Here is a 15821-nt window from a genome sequence, read left to right as displayed (position 1 = left end):
CTCTTTTTTATTATTAGAGCCCATACCTTTATACTACCAATGAATTTAGATCAATGCCCTTTTCCAAAGTTTTTTTCGCCAGCTTCAACGGCCATATCAACCCGGTTTTCGTCGGGAGGTTTAGGGCATGAATAGCCGCTGCTGAAAGCGCAGTATGGATTATAGGCTTTATTGAAGTCGATAACGATAGAGCCGTTTTTGATATCTTTAGTTGTAAGATCGATATACCGGCCGCCACCGTAAGTTTCCGATCCATTGGTAGCATCGGTAAAAGGCAGGAACAGGTAATTACTGAAAGCAGGGTTTTGCGACAGGGCTATGCTTTTGTAAATGGTTAACTGCATAGGTTTACCTTTAAGCGTAAAGGAAAGCTGGGCGTAACGTATGTATTGACTGCCAGTACCGCTGAAGGTAGGTATTATAAAAGTTGATTGATTGGTAAGCAATTCGGCTTTGGCAGTTATACGGTAGGTGCTGTCGGCATCATAAAACCTTAAAAATTGAAGGTCATCCTGTTTAAGTGGAGATCGTGGATCTTTTAAAAAATCATCCTTGTAATTTTGCCTGAAGGCAGCAATTTGTTCCTTATGGTTTTGCGCAAAGCTGTGTTGGCCGATGAAAAAGACAAATAGGAGAGTAATGAAGTATTTCATGTGTATCGCAGGGATTAGGCTCAAAGATAAGGTAGACGCAGGTCAAAAAAAAGTGTCATTGAGGGGGGGACAAAGCAATCCTAAACCTTGTCCCATCAGGGTCTCTCGTAGAATTAAGTTTACCCACAAAATTCACCAACCAGAATTTCAACACGAGGCGCCTACGGAGCCGGGAAATATGCTCTTTAGTGCTATAAACACGTGGCCCCTATGGGGCCGGTAATATTTATAACATAACGAATATGGTCGATTTGCCAAGCGGCCTCAGAGAGGCCACGTGTTTATAGACAAAATTCAGACAGATATTGGACTCCAGCGGAGTCTCGTGATCGTAAACTTGCTTTCCAAACACTGCTTAGCGAGCATTTAGATTTTGTGGGTAAACTTAAACTCGTAGAGGACCCTGATGTTCCTGCTGTGATTGGGAGACTGTTATATAACGCGCAAAAAGCAGGCGTGCCTGCTTGGCGAAAACATCAGGGTCCTCTGCGAGAGAGACCCTGATGGAACGTTAATGACGAGTTTAATAATATGCTGTATAACGTTAAATCACCCCATCAATAAAAAACGCATTGATCCCTTCCACATCGCTCAAATGTGTGGTTATCCGGCTGATCTTACCATCAGTAATATCGCAAACTATGGCTACCTGTTCATCCAGGATCAAATCGCTGCGGCTGGCTGTGTTGTGAAGCGACAGGGCTACACTATCCAACCCGTATAAAATGTGGTTCAACTGAACCATTACCCCAAAATCACGCAGCTGACCGGCACGTTTTATCACAGCATCGGCACCAACAGCAGGGCCCGAAAGCAGACTTGTTCCCGGCAGGGTCCAGATAACATCATTGGCAAGGGCCGAGCGCATGAGCTCCCAGTCGCGATTTTTTAGTCCTGTTAAAAACTTATTGGCTAATTGTTCTTTTATTTCTTCGGTGGTTTTCATGATGATATGTTTTAGGTATTAGTTAAGAGGTTCGGCAGCAGGAAAATCTACCGGAACTTCTGTGTTTGCAAATACATAGTTGGTATATACACGTATAGTAATAAAGGCAATAAGGTCCATTAAAGCTGCTTCATCAAAACCGGCTGCGTAGAAGTTATTTAGTGAGGTTTCATCGCCTTTACCTTTATTTTCAACAATTGATTTGGCTAAACCGATGATAGCGTTCAGCTTATCATCAGAAGTACGGCCTCTTCTGATATCCAGTGTTTGCTCTTTGGTAAAGCCGCGTTTCATGGCCAGCATACTATGGCCGGCTAAGCAATAGGCACAGCCGTTTAGTTCAGAAACAATGAGGGCAATAGCTTCCCTTTCTTTAGGGGTAAATATGCTTTTGCTCATGTCATCCTCCATATCCATAAACATTTTAAGTGCAGGCCCCGAGTACCCCATAGTGGCATAAAGGTTAGGCACTTTACCAACGCGTTTTGTGAATGTATCAAACATTACCTGTGCTTCGGTACTTACCTGTTCGCGGGTGGGGACATTTATAGTTTTCATGATTATATGCTGGTTTAAGATTATTTACTTGTTGATTTACGTTTAAGATAAAGCTGTGCGGTTTCGCTCATGGTGATGATGGCACCGCCAAGGATCACGATATCTTTAATAACCAAACGACCGCGACCTGACAGGTATGGGAAGCCCCATTGGTTATCGGTTAAATGTGGTACCCAGCTTTCGGGAGTGGTGATCAGGAAGGAAAGCGTGCCCAAAGTCATGATAAAGACCAGTATACTGGCAATCATACTTGGTATTGGCGCAACTTTATAAAGTGCAACCAAAATACCAAGCGCTACCAGCATAATACCCAGACCAATTGAAAAGCCATAGGTGTTATTTTCGATATTCCACTGGTGGTTGGCGGCTATCAGTTCGCCTTCTTTGTTCATGTGTTTTTTGTATTCGGTTGGATGATTGTAAAAGAATGACATTACCGGGCTGTTAGCCACAAAGGGCACAACGCCATCGGCTTCGTAAGTGAAAAACTTAAGGCCACCTATCCAAAGGAATACGACTACGATGCCGAAACGAACGGCTTTTTTACCAAGCTGATCAAGGCCGGCTATGGTGTTTATGATTGAAGTTTTCATGTTGTTGTTTTTTGATGAAGCAAAACTACAACGCCATGAGCACCCCCAACATGGACGAAACGGGGTTTTATTTGTACAAATCCGCGACGATGGAGATGCCTGTTTTATCGCGAAATGTTTGCGGCGATATTTTAGTGAACTTTTTAAATACCCGGCTAAAATAAAATTCGTCCTGAAACTTCAGGTTATAGGCAATTTCTTTGATGCTTTGCCGGGTTAAATGAAGCTGCTTTTTTGCCTCAAGGATCAGCCGCTCCTGGATGAGCTGTGAAGGCGATTTGCGGAAATATTTTGTACAGCGCCGGGTTAAATTATCAGAAGATATAGCCAGTAACGAGGCATAATCTGATGGTTTATGCAGATCAAGGTAATGCTGGTTAAGCAGTGTCCGGAACTTTTCCATCATTTCGTCTTTTTGGGGCTTATCCTGATCACTGTTGATTGCATTTATTTTTATGCTGCTGGCCTTAGCCAAAAAAAGCTGCAGATAGGCCCGCAATACAATTTCAGAGGGTGGCGGCTGCATAAATTCATCGTTCATCTGCATCAGTAACAACTCAAACACTTTTACATCCTGCGGGGTAAGTGCAACTATAGGGTCAAGATAGATATTGTTGAATAACAATCCGTTGCAGGCTACTTCTTCGCGGTGGTACTCGATACAATAAAAATCACTGTGAAACTGTAAGATATTGCTTTTTATGGCGCGGCACTCATCTACATAAATAATCTGCAGTGGGGTCGAAAACAATAACACCGGGCCTGTAAAAGGGAATGCTCCAAAATCTGCATGAAAGATACCCGATCCTTCAGGAACCAGGTAAACGGTGTATTCAGAAAACTGGGCAGGTGTACATAAAATATCTTCCCGTACATCCTGTAACCCAAGTAAAAACTCGCCTGCTTTATCGCGGATTGCTTTCAATGGCCAATGATTTATGGCACTAATATAAATATACTCTGCTTTATAGCGGCAACCACTTTTATGGGTTGAGTTTTCGCTCAAAAAAATTACAAAAAACCAATAGATGCAGCTGTTTTGTTGCCGCCTTCTATCATGCAAGTTCAAGCGAAAAACGCTTGAGCTATAAGCCAGGTAAGAGCCCATGCAATAGTGGCTAAGCCGTTATTAGTTACAACACTATAAGTGTTCAGAAGATGAAATTATCTCTAAAAAAAGTATGTCGTTGCGAGCGTAGCGTGGCAATCTCGTAGCCAATGCATGTCCGCTCTGTATAGCTACGAGATTGCTTCGTCGTACCTCCTCGCAATGGCGAAATTGTAAGTTATTGATTATTAAGATTGTTTTTTTTTTTGATCGGTTTTATAACATGGGCGTTGCCTGCGGCCCGGGCTGTACGCTTATACTGCACCGGCCTTAGCCACAAGGCCGGTATCCGCTCCCATCCCTAACGCAACCCAACACACTATCTCTAAAATATATTTTACACCTCATCACGATTTTTTCCAGGGCTTCTTATGCAAGTTCAAGCGTCTTTCGCTTGAACTATGATCAAAGTAAGCGTCCACGCTTACGTTAATAACATAATGCGGGAGCGTGGACGCTCCATTAAGGCCAACGATCAAGCGTAGACGCTAAATCGTGCGAATGTTAAACGCTTACCCTAAGTATCTCCTCCAAAGCCCCGCACAAAACGCCAATCTCTTCCTCTGTATTATAATAGTGTACCGAAGCCCTTACAATATTGCTCAGGTGGTTTTTATTCATGTAGATGAGTGTAGATACTGCTTTGCCAACCGATACATTGATATGCTTTTCGGCGAGTTTGTTTTTTACTGCTGCAGCATCCAGCCCTTCAACAGAAAAGGTTACAATGCCACATAACTGGTCGCCAAAATCATGAACGGTTATGCCGTTAACTTCTTTTAGTTTGCTGCGCAGCAAGCCGGCTAAATGTTGTACGCGTTGCCAGGTACGGCCAACGCCGATGTTAAGGGCATATTCAACCGCCTTGCCAAGGCCCAGGGTTAAAGCGCGACTTTTTTCATACACCTCAAAACGGCGCGCATCATCACGCGGTTTAAAATCTGTTTCGGTTACCCATTGTGTGGTAAAGCCATCCATAAAAAACAGCTTCAGTTTATCCTGAATTTCTTTGCGGACGTACAGAAATCCTGTGCCCCTTGGTGCGCGCAAATACTTCCGGCCGGTTACGGCCAGCATGTCACAGCCAATGGCCTCTACATCCAGCGGTACGTGGCCTACGCTTTGACAGGCATCAAGCAGGTACAAAATATTATGTTTACGTGCTATCCTGCCTATCTCCTCAACCGGGATCATGCTGCCGGCAGTTGATGGGATATGTGTAACCGCTATCAGCTTTGTTTTTGGGCCAATGGCATCTTCAAAAGCTTTGAGCTGAAAATTACCATGCTCATCATTAGGGATCACTTTAAACTCAACACCCATTGTTTTTTGAGCATGCAGTAAACCAATCAGGTTGGTTACATACTCCATTTCGCAGGTGATGATCTCATCGCCGGGTTTAAAGTCAATACCGTTAAAGGCCAGCCACCAGCCAATGCTGGCATTTTCAACAATGGCAATTTCATCTTTGCGGGCATTGATGAGCCGGGCTATAAGGCTATAGGTGTTTTCAAGCTCTTCGCGGTAAGTGTACTCGGTTTCGTAGCCGCCGTTTTGAGCTTCTTCGTACAGATAATCTATTACTGTATTAACCACTACATCAGGGTGCAGGGATGAGCCGGCATTGTTAAAGTGGATAGTTTTTGTTGTGCCCCGGGTTTCGGCCCTTAGCTGCTGTACTTCCTGTTCGCTTAGTATATTTTCCATAAAGTTGAGAGGTTGTTTTTTTACTGTAGAGACGCATAATTGCGTCTCCCGCGTGCAATTTAAAATGGTTAATGTTTGGCAAAGCAGCTTGTCCTGCGAGAGACGCAACTATGCGTCTCTACAAAAAATAAAAAAGCTATTAGTTATTAGTGAAATTTATTTCCATCATGATATCCGCACGTTTGTAGGTGCCCGGTTCAACCGGTATTTCGGTGAAACCGAGTTTGCGGTAAATATGAATAGCGTTTTCAAGCACCCGGCTCGAAAACAGGATCAGTTTTTTTACGCCCAGCTCGCGCGCTTTGTCAATCCCGGTCTGGCATAAAAACTGACCGGCGCCCGCTCCGCGATTCTCTTTATCTACCGCCATTTTGGTAAGCTCATAAACACCGTCCTCAATATATCGCAGCGCTACGGTGCCAATAATTTTTTCATTTGAGGTGACAAAGTAAATGCTGCCGCCCGTCTTAATGATGGCTTCGTCGGGGTTTTCCAAAACCCATTTATCAAAAGGTTCAACGGTGAAATATTCTTCAAGCCATGCCTTGTTAAACTTTTCAAAGTAGGGAGCGTGCTGAGGCTGGTAATCGATAACCTGTAGTTCCATGTGCTTAATTATTTGATCAATACAAAATAAAAGCATAACACAATAACAAAACAGATGCAGTTTTATTAATTTTGAGCATAACAGATTTTTGTATGGAAAGCCCGGCAGTTAGCACAGATCATGATTTCTTATATGCTCAGATAGCCTCCCGCATTGAAAAGCAGATCAAACAAAACCTGCTTAAGTCTGGTGATAAGCTGTCATCTGTAAGGATGCTAAGCCAGGAGCAAGGCATTAGTCTCAGTACCGCCTATAAAGCTTATGTTGAGCTGGAGAATATGGGGCTGATTGAAGCCCGTACTAAATCTGGCTATTATGTAAAATACCTGCCGGCACGTTTTACGAGTGTGCCCGAGGCAAAGCTACCGGTAAAAAAAGCAGGGGACGCCAGCGTTGCCGAAATGATAGCCATGGTTTACCGCAACATGTCTGAAGACAGCGTGCTGCAGCTTTCGCGCTCATCGCCGCCGTTAAGTTTGATCCCGCTGGCCAAGCTCAGCAAATCTATGATGGAGTCTATCCGTAATAGCCCCTCTGGTAATATCACTTATGAAAACCCGCAGGGTAATATCTCTTTGCGCAAACAGGTTGCCAAAAATGCCTTTAACTGGGGAGGTAATATTACTGAAGATGATGTTGTGACCACGCAAGGCTGCCTGGAAGCGCTGATATTTTGCCTGCGGGCGCTTACCAAACCCGGCGATACCATAGCTATTGAAAGCCCCACTTACTTTGGTATTTTCAATGTGATGCTGAGCCTTGACCTGAAAGTATTAGAGATTCCCGTTAACCCGGATACCGGCCTCGATCTGGAATACCTGGAACGGGCTATGGATGAAGAGCCTGTAAAAGTATGCCTGTTTGTTACCAATTTCAGCAACCCCATAGGTGTTTGCATGACAGACAAGCGCAAGCTGCAGTTGGTGAGTATGCTTGCCAAAAGACAGGTGCCTTTAATTGAGGACGATATTTATGGTGAGATTTATTTTGGCAAAAGCCGTCCGCGTACCTGCAAAAGTTATGATAAAGAAGGGTTGGTGATCCTTTGCTCGTCGGTTTCCAAGTCAATTGCACCGGGGTACAGGGTGGGCTGGTGTATACCACCGGCAAGGTTTAAAGAGCAAATATTAAATATCAAAATGATGCATTCTATAGCATCAGCAACACCTACGCAGGCAGCAATCGGTCATTTTTTTGAAACCGGAAGATACGACCTGCACATGAGGCATTTGCGTAAAGCGCTGTATACCCAATGCCTTCGGTATACGCACGCCATAGCAACGCATTTTCCGCCAGGAACCAAAATAAGCCGACCGCAAGGCGGTTATGCCCTTTGGGTTGAGCTGGATAGAAAGGTTAATGCCTTTGAGCTTTATCAATTAGCCATGGAGCATAACATCAGTATAGCCCCCGGCCAGATCTTTAGTATAGACGGCCGTTTTAACAATTTTATCCGCATTAGTTTCGGTTTAGCTTTTGATGATGTTGTGGAGGAGAGTTTTAAGGTATTAGGGAAATTAGTGAGCAGTTTAGTTTTTCGATAAGATATATACAGCTATTTGATAAAAATGTATTAAGGATTTACGGGCGGAGCCCGTAATTTGAAGGCGGATAATTTTAGGTTATCTGCCTTTTGTTTTTAGTTTTGGATTATTATTGTTATTAATACAGGTAAATAGTTAATTTTCTCTATATTAATGCTTTGTGTTTTTGTAGTGTGCTGTTCAGGTAGTAACTGAAGTATCATAAGCAATCCCCCTTTATCATGAAATTTAAACTTTTGCTGTTATGCTTTGCAGCTTTATTTATTACAGGCAATATAAATGCTCAATCCTCAACAACTTTATTAACACAGGTTCAAAAAAGTAAGGCCGATACCGGAAAGGTAAAACTATTGCTTGCTTTGAGCCGGGTTATCCTGCTTAAATCGGGCGCAGGGTCAAAAGAGATTGATAGCTCTTATCGTTTTATGAAACAGGCCGAACAATTAAGCATTCAGCTCAATGATATTAAAGGCCAGGGACATACCGCATTAATGGCGGCTATGATTAGTAACAAAAAAGGCGATCACAACGGCGGGGAAAGCCTGGCGCAAAAAGGTTTTGCATTATTTAAAAGTATAAACGATTTACCCGGTATAGCCGAAGCGTACGTTATCATCGGACAGCGCTTTAGCAATGACGGAACGGATCTGGATAAAAAAATAGCCTATTATAAAAAAGCTATCGATATTTTTTTGAAGGCAGGCATAACAGAGCGGGCAGCAACAACTATGACAGATCTTGGCGACTTGTTAACGGTACAGGGAAAATACGAAGAGTCGCTGAAGAACCTCCGTGCCGCGCTTAACTTATATAACAGTATTGGTTTTAAAGACCTTCAGGGTTTATATGATTTGCTTGGTACCGATTTAACTTATCTGGGCGACGCTGATAATGCCCTGAAATATGAACTTATGGCTATCAGGTTGGCCGAAGCCCGAAAGGATAACTCCCTGCAAATGTGTACTATTTATAATCGTTTCGCATTATCATACTATACATTACGTAAATGGAACCAGGCCCTGATTTATTTTGACAAAGCCATTACCGTCGCGAAAAAGTACAATGATTCTGTTTCTATTGTGGTTATTACAGGTAACGAGGCGATGGCCTATTATAAACTTGAGCAGCCCGTTGCTGCTTTAAGCAAACTGAAAGTGCTTAATAACTACGCCTCTTTAATTAATAATCCGGATAAAAAAATAGAGATGTATTACGTCTACTGCCTGGTGTATATTCAGCTGAAGCAGTACAAGATGGCTAAAGTTTACCTGGATAAAATGGATCTTCTAATTAAAGATGCAGGTAATCAAATAACTGAAATTTACAGGAGCCATATAAGCTATCATGTAGCAACAGGAGAATACCAGAAAGCCTATGTATACCTGCAAAAAAATGAAGACGCTTTAAAGAATGGAAAACTGTTGCCCTTTTTAGCGCAAAATCAGTTGTATTGGTTTAAAGCCGATTCGGGACTCGGTAAATACGCAAGTGCCATTAAGCATTACCAACGCTATAAAATGCTTGTTGACTCCAATTACCGATTCGCAAATGATAAACATACCGCCTTTTTGCAAATAGAGTTTGAAACCGAAAAAAAGAATAACGATTTGCAATTGCAGGCTAAAGACATCCAGTTACTTAAAAATAAAGAGCAATTGCAGCATAGCCAGGTGGTTGCAGCACAAACAAGCCGCAATATGTTTATTGGAGGGTCGTGCATGCTTGCTTTGCTCCTTGCTGTTGGATATAACCGTTACAGGTTAAAACAACATGTAAATATGCAGTTGCAGGCTCAGCGAGATGAGATTAACAAGCAAAACCATGCGCTGCAACAACTCAACAGCAAACAGGAAAGATTACTGACCGAAAAAGAGTGGCTGTTGAAAGAGGTGCATCATAGGGTGAAAAATAATCTGCAAATTGTAATGAGCCTGTTAAGCACACAATCTGCATATCTGCAAAATAACGCCGCGGCTTTGGAAGTAATAACCGAAAGTCAGAACCGTGTTAGTGCCATAGCGCTTATCCACCAAAAATTATACAGTTCAAATAGCGTGGCCGCCATAAAGATGCCAATCTACGTGGCCGATCTGGTCAATAATCTCAGGGATTGTTTTGATACCGAGAAAGGCCGTATCCGCTTCGAATTACTAATTGATCCTATTGAACTTGATCTTACCCAGGCTGTGCCTTTTGGTCTTATAGTTAATGAAGCTGTCACAAACGCCATAAAATACGCTTTCCCTGATTGCGGGGGAATTATTAATATAAGCTTACATCGCATTAATAATAACAGTGTGTTATTAACCATTGCCGATAATGGCAAAGGCTTGCCTGATAATTTTGATTTTAAAAAGGCCACCTCATTGGGTATGGAAATGATGAAGGCACTAAGTAAACAGTTGGGCGGCTCGTTTAATATTAAAGGTTTAACAGGGGTAACTATTGCTATTGAGTTTCAAATAGAAGAGGTCCGGAGTAAAACCGCCTTTGAATCCGACTAAGCTTTTGTGGCAAAGATGATTTAAAGCTGTGTTATTTACAATGCGTTGTTTCGGCGTGTTTAAATGATTCGTTAAGCAACTGCATTAACACACCGGTATCCACATCGGTTAGTTTTACAATATGTGTGCAGCCGCCGCTTTGCTTGTGCTTTCCTAATTTTTGCAGTAGTTGCTCTTTGCTTTCAAAGCTGGGAAGATAAAGGGTAAGGGAACTTTTGCGAGGTGAAAAAGCAATGAGCGGGGCATCACCTTCGCGGCCGCTTTCATATTTGTAGTGATAGCTGCCAAAGCCTACTATGGCCGGCCCCCACATTTTGGCTTTATGGCTGCTGGCCTCTTCCATCAATTCAGTCAGCTTAAAACTGTCGGCGCGTTTGGTTTCATCGGCAATGGTGTTAATGAAATCGCTTACACTAGCTATGGTTTCGGTGGTTTTGTTGGTGTTTTTGGCCATGACTTTATGCTGGATAAAGGTTTAAAACTGACATAAATATATCACGAAAATTTTATTTTATCCCATAGTTTGTTGGCAACAACCTGCTGTATCACCTGCTCGCGATAATTGCGGCTGATGGGGATCCGGTGCTGCCCGATAAAAATATCGTTCCCCTCAATACCTTCAATTTTACCGGTTGATACTATGTAGGATTTATGTACGCGGATAAACAATTTACTATCTAAATTTTGCTCCAAACTTTTGAGATTGAGCAGCGTAATGTATTTGCCTTTGGTGGTAAAAATGGTCACATAGTTTTGCATGCCCTCAACGTACAGGATCTCATCAAAATAGATCTTTTCATACTTGTTGCCACATTTGATGAAGAAGTAACCCTCATCGGCATCCGTTTTAGGCGCGCCCGGCTGGGCCGAATTGTTAAGCAAGCGGTGATAATCTTTAGCCTTATTAGCCGATTTAAAAAAGCGATCGAACGTAATGGGTTTCAGCAAGTAATCAAGCACATTGAGCTGGAAACCTTCGAGCGCATAGCTTGGATAGGCTGTGGTGATGATCACCATGGGAGGCTTCTGCATGATCTTTAAAAAATCGATCCCGTTCATCTTCGGCATCTGGATATCCAAAAATATCAGGTCGATGGACTGATGGTCAAGCAGTTTGATCAGTTCGATCGGATTCTCGCAGGTACCTGTCAGGTTCAAAAAATCGACCTCGCGTACATAGCTGGCTAACCCTTCGCGGGCCAATGGTTCATCATCAATTATTACGCAGTTCATCATAGGGAAGCCATTTGTAGGGTTGCAGCCGGTTGTTCCAGTTCGGCCAGGGTTAATTGGAGGTGCACCTCAAACCGGTTATCAGTATTTTGGATTTCCAACTTATGCAGCTCAGGATAGATCAGATCGAGCCTGCGTTTTGCATTTTTAAGGCCGATGCCGCCATAATTCACCGCTTCGGTTTCCGGCTCATTGGATGCGCTGTTGGCAACATAAAAATCAAGCTGGTTGTTTGTCAGCTTCAGCTTGATATCAATCCAATTGGAATATTCTGCATCTTTTGATACATGCTTAAAAGCATTTTCTACAAAGGTCATGAGGATAAAGGGGGCTATGCCTAAATGTCCTGGCATCTGTTCATCTGTCTCAAAAGAGACGTGTACATTATTATTTTGCCGCAATTTTTCCAGTTCGATAAAGTTTTCGAGATAGGTGACTTCTTTTCCTAACGGAATCTGATGGTCATTACATTCATAAAGCTGATACCGCAGTAGTTCTGAAAACTTAGCCAGCGAAGCTGATGCCACGCCCGGATTTTTATGGATGAGGAAAAATATGGAGTTGATACTGTTGAACAGGAAGTGGGGGTTAAACTGGTATTTCAGGAATTTAAGTTCGGTTTCCAGTTTTTCTTTTTCGAGCAGTTGCTGGCGATGCTGGGTTTGCAGCCAGTTTTTAGTGAGTTTGATGCTCATGCCCAAAGTCATGCTGGCCACGGTAGACGGGAACGACGTATTATAAAATGATGCGAAGTCGGAAGGTTCAACCCCGAACATTTTTTTAACCGAGCAGCCCGCGAAAAAGGCGCTTAAATAATAACCGCCATTAATAAGGGATGATGCGCAGATAACGGTTAGTGAAAGGTAAATTACATATTGGGTAAGGTGACCTTTTTTCATGAATCGAGGCATTAAAAAGTAAAGGTTAAAATACACCGACAGGGCCTGGAAAATAACGTAAGCCAGGATCTTGACACTGTATGCCGAAAAGAACATGGATTTAGCTGCAGCTACGGGGTTAGCTACTGCAATAGTGAACCAAAAATAATGGTACACACACCAAAACGGGATATGGTACAGCTTGTATTTAAACAGCCAGTTTTGGTTTAATGTATCTACTGATAGCCTGTTCATTTTTTCTTTAATTGAGGAGATATTACATCTCAGCCATGGTATTGACTCACCCCGACATCGCTGCGCTCGTCACCCCTCTCCCCGCTTTGCGGAAAGAGGAGGTTCTAAATTTTTTACCCTCTTTGCGGCGTAGCCGGAGAGAGGGTGGTCCAGCGAAGCGTAGACCGGGTGAGTCGACTATACGCCATGATACCTCGGGGATGCGTTCAAAAATGCGTCATTGCGAGGAACGAAGCAATCCCAAACTATACAGAGCGGCTCTGCTCATCGGAGATTGCTTCGTTCCTCGCAATGACGTTTTTTATATAATGATTTCCAACATCATACCTAAAGATACAGCAATTGCCCTGATTTATGCACCGTCATTATACCAACCGGCACAAATAATTGACCAAATGCAACGCTTAACTTATAAATGGTAAAAAAGCTAATATGGTTTTGGTTTTAAGTGGATTAGGCTGTTTTTGTGTATCTCGTCAATTATCCGCAGCTGCTCATCACTGAAGTTTTTTAAAGTTCGCGAACCGTTTTTTATTTGCTTTCATAACCGCTAAAAAGGTTATGAAAGCATATGAAAACTTTAAGCATCAGTCTGTTATTTATTTGCCTTTTGCAGGTTGTAAAAGCGCAGGTATCAGGTCGGGTAACTACAGCCAATGGCCAGCCTTTAGCATATGTAACCGTATCGCTTATCAAAGCGGCAGATTCATCATCAGTTAAAAGTATGCTCACCACCGAAGAGGGCGCTTATAGCATTGCAGATGTACCCGCCGGCAATTATCGCCTTAAATTAAGCAGTATGGGTTATCAAACCTGGTCTTCGTCTCCTTTTAAAATCAGCGGAAACAAGGAGGCAAAATACCTTGCCGTTATTGTGATGAAAGAAGATACCCGGCAATTAGGAGAAGTAGTGGTAAGGGCCGGCAAGCCACTGTATCAGCAGCGAAGCGATGGGTTGGTAGTGAATGTGGAGAACAGTGTGCTTACCAAAGGCAGCACCGCTTTGGAGGTGTTAGAGCGGTCGCCAGGGGTGGCCATTGATCACCGGGACAATGGTATCTTATTAAACGGGAAAAGCGGTGCTACGATTATGATAAACGGCAAGCTGGTGCGCATGCCGCTGGCACAGGTTACGAACCTGCTTAACGGTACCAGTGCCGATAATATCGAAAAGATAGAACTGCTGAGTACGCCGCCCGCCGGATATGATGCCGAAGGCAGCGCCGGGATCATCAACATAGTAATGAAGAAAAGCAAAAAGCAGGGTACCAACGGTTCATATTCCTTAACAGGCGGCTACGGCATGGGCGAAAAAGGAACGGCCAGTTTCAACCTCAATCATAACACCAAAAATGTTAACCTGTATGGTTCCTACACTTTCCAGCACGACCGGACCTATACCGATCTTTTCATCACCGGCAGCCAGTACATGCCCTTCATCGGCGGTAATGCCGAGGTTGAATTTTACACCAAAACAAAACGGATCAGCAATAATCATAATGCCAATTTCGGTGCGGATATTAAATTGGATGCCAAAACCACACTGAGCGGTAATGTAAGCTATAACAATATCCATTCGCCAAATTATACTTACAGTAATGCCGGGTACAACATCCTGCCCGATTCATTGCTCAGGTATATTGGGCATATCAACGGTAACGACCGCCTCAGTAACCTCACAAGTTCAATTAATATTGAACGGGTGCTGAAAGAAGGGGAGAAGATCAGCATGGAGGGCGATTATATCCATTACAGCAGCGATGGCCCAACCGTGGTTAATACTTCCTTTGTAAATAAACATGGCGAGCAGGTGTACGCCAATAACAGCGTAAGTGCCCAGCAGCAACGTGGATTTGCCAATACCACTATCAAAGTAGGTGTGTTTAAAACCGATTATACCAACCAGCTATCGCCTTTGCTGAAGCTGGAAACCGGTATTAAGGGCACACATACCGGCAGCTCCAGTTCATCAGGTATCGAAAGTTTTAATAATGGGGCTTGGGAACGTAACATGCAAACCGCTGCCAATATTTACATGAAAGAGGATATCGGCGCAGCTTATCTTTCCCTCAACTGGCAACTGAGTAAAGGTACAAGCCTGAATACCGGCGCGCGTTATGAATATTCATACACCAATATGGATAACCCGCAAACCGGCAGCAATATCGTGAACCGCAAACTGGGCAAGCTGTTCCCAACTGTACTTTTTACTCAAAAACTAAGTGATCGTTCGGAGCTGCAATTATCTTACACCAAAAGGATCGCCCGGCCATCATATGATGACCTGGCTTCGTACTTTGCCTATAGTGATCCTACGGCTGTTTACACCGGTAACCCTTTTCTTAAATCAACCATCACCAATAACATAAAACTGGGTTATAATTATGGCGATTATAGCTTTTCCCTGCTTTACAGCCGGGATGATAACGCCATTGCCCGTTATCAGCTCAGCGAAAGCCCTGCGCATGACATCCTGTTTATCTCTCCTCAAAATTTACCATACCAAAACTATCTTACCTTCCAGGTTAATGCGCCGGTTAAAGTAGGTAACTGGTGGGAAATGACCTATAGCTTTGTAGGCGGGCTGCGTCAGTTTAAGGAAGATTATACTTTGAATCCCCTAACTAAATCATACTTCGGTTATTCCTTCAACTTTAACCAGCTGTTTAAGTTGCCCAATAGCTTTTCGGCAGAGGTGTCGGGAGAATATAACTCCCTGTCATACAACAGCACCATACGGGTTGATGGTTTTGGGGTGATCAATGCCGGCATCAAAAAAGATCTGAAAAATAACGGCGGCAGTCTGCAATTAGCGGTGGCCGATGTGTTTAGCGCTTCGCAGATACATGTACGCTACGGCACGCTTACGCGCGAGGCTTTTGACATAAAAAGCCATGTGGTAATCAATACCGAAACAAGGCGTTTCCCGGTGATCAAGCTTACTTATACAAAGTCGTTTGGAGGTACCGGATCGGCAAACCGGAGTAATCAGGAAAATGGTTCAAAGGAAGAGCGTGAGCGGCTTCGGGGTAACTAAAAGGTTTTTGCAATAGTAAAAATCAGTAGTGTTCATTTTGTTAAGGCCGCGTAGCGGCCTTTTTTCTTTCAATGCCATGAGCTTTAATGCCGTCAAAGCCTACCGGTTCAGTTTGATAGGTCTGTTTAAAAAGATGTCATAAATGCCTGTAATTCACTTCGAATAGGAGTGTTTGTGCTGATAATATTATCCATCTTT

The 15821-nt window shown here is 43.1% G+C and carries 13 protein-coding genes; 3 read left to right on the top strand and 10 right to left on the bottom strand.

What is annotated here, in order from left to right; translation table 11 throughout:
• Positions 1-50: 50 nt before the first annotated feature.
• The 7 genes from AC59JO_RS04725 to AC59JO_RS04695 form a co-directional block, all read right to left on the bottom strand.
• Positions 51-653 carry a DUF1684 domain-containing protein gene (locus AC59JO_RS04725; RefSeq protein WP_497303725.1) on the bottom strand — a complete coding sequence of 201 codons (603 nt, stop codon included), beginning with the start codon at positions 651-653 and terminating at the stop codon, positions 51-53.
• Between the two features lie 544 nt (positions 654-1197).
• Positions 1198-1599: a nuclear transport factor 2 family protein gene (locus AC59JO_RS04720; RefSeq protein WP_497303723.1), complete on the bottom strand. Its 402-nt coding sequence runs from the start codon at positions 1597-1599 to the stop codon at positions 1198-1200.
• An 18-nt stretch (positions 1600-1617) separates the two neighbouring features.
• Positions 1618-2157: a carboxymuconolactone decarboxylase family protein gene (locus tag AC59JO_RS04715; protein ID WP_497303721.1), complete on the bottom strand. Its 540-nt coding sequence runs from the start codon at positions 2155-2157 to the stop codon at positions 1618-1620.
• Positions 2158-2177: 20 nt separating this feature from the next.
• Complete coding sequence (locus AC59JO_RS04710) at positions 2178-2750, bottom strand: DUF417 family protein (RefSeq protein WP_413669426.1); 573 nt, start codon at positions 2748-2750, stop codon at positions 2178-2180.
• 67 nt (positions 2751-2817) lie between these two features.
• Entirely contained in the window at positions 2818-3675 is an 858-nt protein-coding gene (locus AC59JO_RS04705; RefSeq protein ID WP_413669425.1) for a helix-turn-helix domain-containing protein, read from the bottom strand.
• A 687-nt stretch (positions 3676-4362) separates the two neighbouring features.
• Positions 4363-5565, bottom strand: coding sequence for an aminotransferase class V-fold PLP-dependent enzyme (locus AC59JO_RS04700; RefSeq protein WP_497303718.1), 1203 nt, complete (start codon positions 5563-5565; stop codon positions 4363-4365).
• A gap of 139 nt (positions 5566-5704) precedes the next feature.
• A complete protein-coding gene (locus AC59JO_RS04695; RefSeq protein WP_413669423.1) occupies positions 5705-6172 on the bottom strand; it encodes a GNAT family N-acetyltransferase in 468 nt (155 codons plus the stop codon).
• Positions 6173-6264: 92 nt separating this feature from the next.
• Between AC59JO_RS04695 and AC59JO_RS04690 the strand changes: the two genes are divergently transcribed.
• Positions 6265-7716: an aminotransferase-like domain-containing protein gene (locus AC59JO_RS04690; RefSeq protein ID WP_497303715.1), complete on the top strand. Its 1452-nt coding sequence runs from the start codon at positions 6265-6267 to the stop codon at positions 7714-7716.
• Positions 7717-7937: 221 nt separating this feature from the next.
• Positions 7938-10220, top strand: coding sequence for a tetratricopeptide repeat-containing sensor histidine kinase (locus AC59JO_RS04685; RefSeq protein WP_497303713.1), 2283 nt, complete (start codon positions 7938-7940; stop codon positions 10218-10220).
• Between the two features lie 31 nt (positions 10221-10251).
• On the opposite strand, the gene AC59JO_RS04680 is transcribed toward AC59JO_RS04685, so the two are convergent.
• The 3 genes from AC59JO_RS04680 to AC59JO_RS04670 are packed head-to-tail and all read right to left on the bottom strand — an operon-like array spanning position 10252 to position 12586.
• The gene (locus tag AC59JO_RS04680; RefSeq protein WP_497303711.1) at positions 10252-10674 is read right to left on the bottom strand and encodes a DUF1801 domain-containing protein; all 423 of its coding nucleotides are present in this window, start codon (positions 10672-10674) and stop codon (positions 10252-10254) included.
• A gap of 41 nt (positions 10675-10715) precedes the next feature.
• Positions 10716-11453, bottom strand: coding sequence for a LytR/AlgR family response regulator transcription factor (locus tag AC59JO_RS04675; protein WP_497303709.1), 738 nt, complete (start codon positions 11451-11453; stop codon positions 10716-10718).
• Entirely contained in the window at positions 11453-12586 is a 1134-nt protein-coding gene (locus AC59JO_RS04670; protein WP_497303707.1) for a sensor histidine kinase, read from the bottom strand. Before AC59JO_RS04670 ends, AC59JO_RS04675 begins: the two co-directional genes overlap by 1 nt.
• A 571-nt stretch (positions 12587-13157) precedes the next feature.
• Between AC59JO_RS04670 and AC59JO_RS04665 the strand changes: the two genes are divergently transcribed.
• Complete coding sequence (locus AC59JO_RS04665; RefSeq protein WP_497303705.1) at positions 13158-15623, top strand: TonB-dependent receptor; 2466 nt, start codon at positions 13158-13160, stop codon at positions 15621-15623.
• Positions 15624-15821: the final 198 nt, after the last annotated feature.

Source organism: Mucilaginibacter sp. A5337 (genome assembly GCF_059690695.1).
Note: the sequence above shows the minus strand (reverse complement) of the source record. Positions and strands in the feature narration are given on the sequence as shown.

Coding starts and splice junctions, on each gene's coding strand:
- AC59JO_RS04725 (WP_497303725.1), bottom strand. CDS start 653: ATGAAATACTTCATTACTCTCCTATTTGTCTTTTTCATCGGCCAACAC.
- AC59JO_RS04720 (WP_497303723.1), bottom strand. CDS start 1,599: ATGAAAACCACCGAAGAAATAAAAGAACAATTAGCCAATAAGTTTTTA.
- AC59JO_RS04715 (WP_497303721.1), bottom strand. CDS start 2,157: ATGAAAACTATAAATGTCCCCACCCGCGAACAGGTAAGTACCGAAGCA.
- AC59JO_RS04710 (WP_413669426.1), bottom strand. CDS start 2,750: ATGAAAACTTCAATCATAAACACCATAGCCGGCCTTGATCAGCTTGGT.
- AC59JO_RS04700 (WP_497303718.1), bottom strand. CDS start 5,565: ATGGAAAATATACTAAGCGAACAGGAAGTACAGCAGCTAAGGGCCGAA.
- AC59JO_RS04695 (WP_413669423.1), bottom strand. CDS start 6,172: ATGGAACTACAGGTTATCGATTACCAGCCTCAGCACGCTCCCTACTTT.
- AC59JO_RS04690 (WP_497303715.1), top strand. CDS start 6,265: ATGGAAAGCCCGGCAGTTAGCACAGATCATGATTTCTTATATGCTCAG.
- AC59JO_RS04685 (WP_497303713.1), top strand. CDS start 7,938: ATGAAATTTAAACTTTTGCTGTTATGCTTTGCAGCTTTATTTATTACA.
- AC59JO_RS04680 (WP_497303711.1), bottom strand. CDS start 10,674: ATGGCCAAAAACACCAACAAAACCACCGAAACCATAGCTAGTGTAAGC.
- AC59JO_RS04675 (WP_497303709.1), bottom strand. CDS start 11,453: ATGAACTGCGTAATAATTGATGATGAACCATTGGCCCGCGAAGGGTTA.
- AC59JO_RS04670 (WP_497303707.1), bottom strand. CDS start 12,586: ATGAACAGGCTATCAGTAGATACATTAAACCAAAACTGGCTGTTTAAA.
- AC59JO_RS04665 (WP_497303705.1), top strand. CDS start 13,158: ATGAAAACTTTAAGCATCAGTCTGTTATTTATTTGCCTTTTGCAGGTT.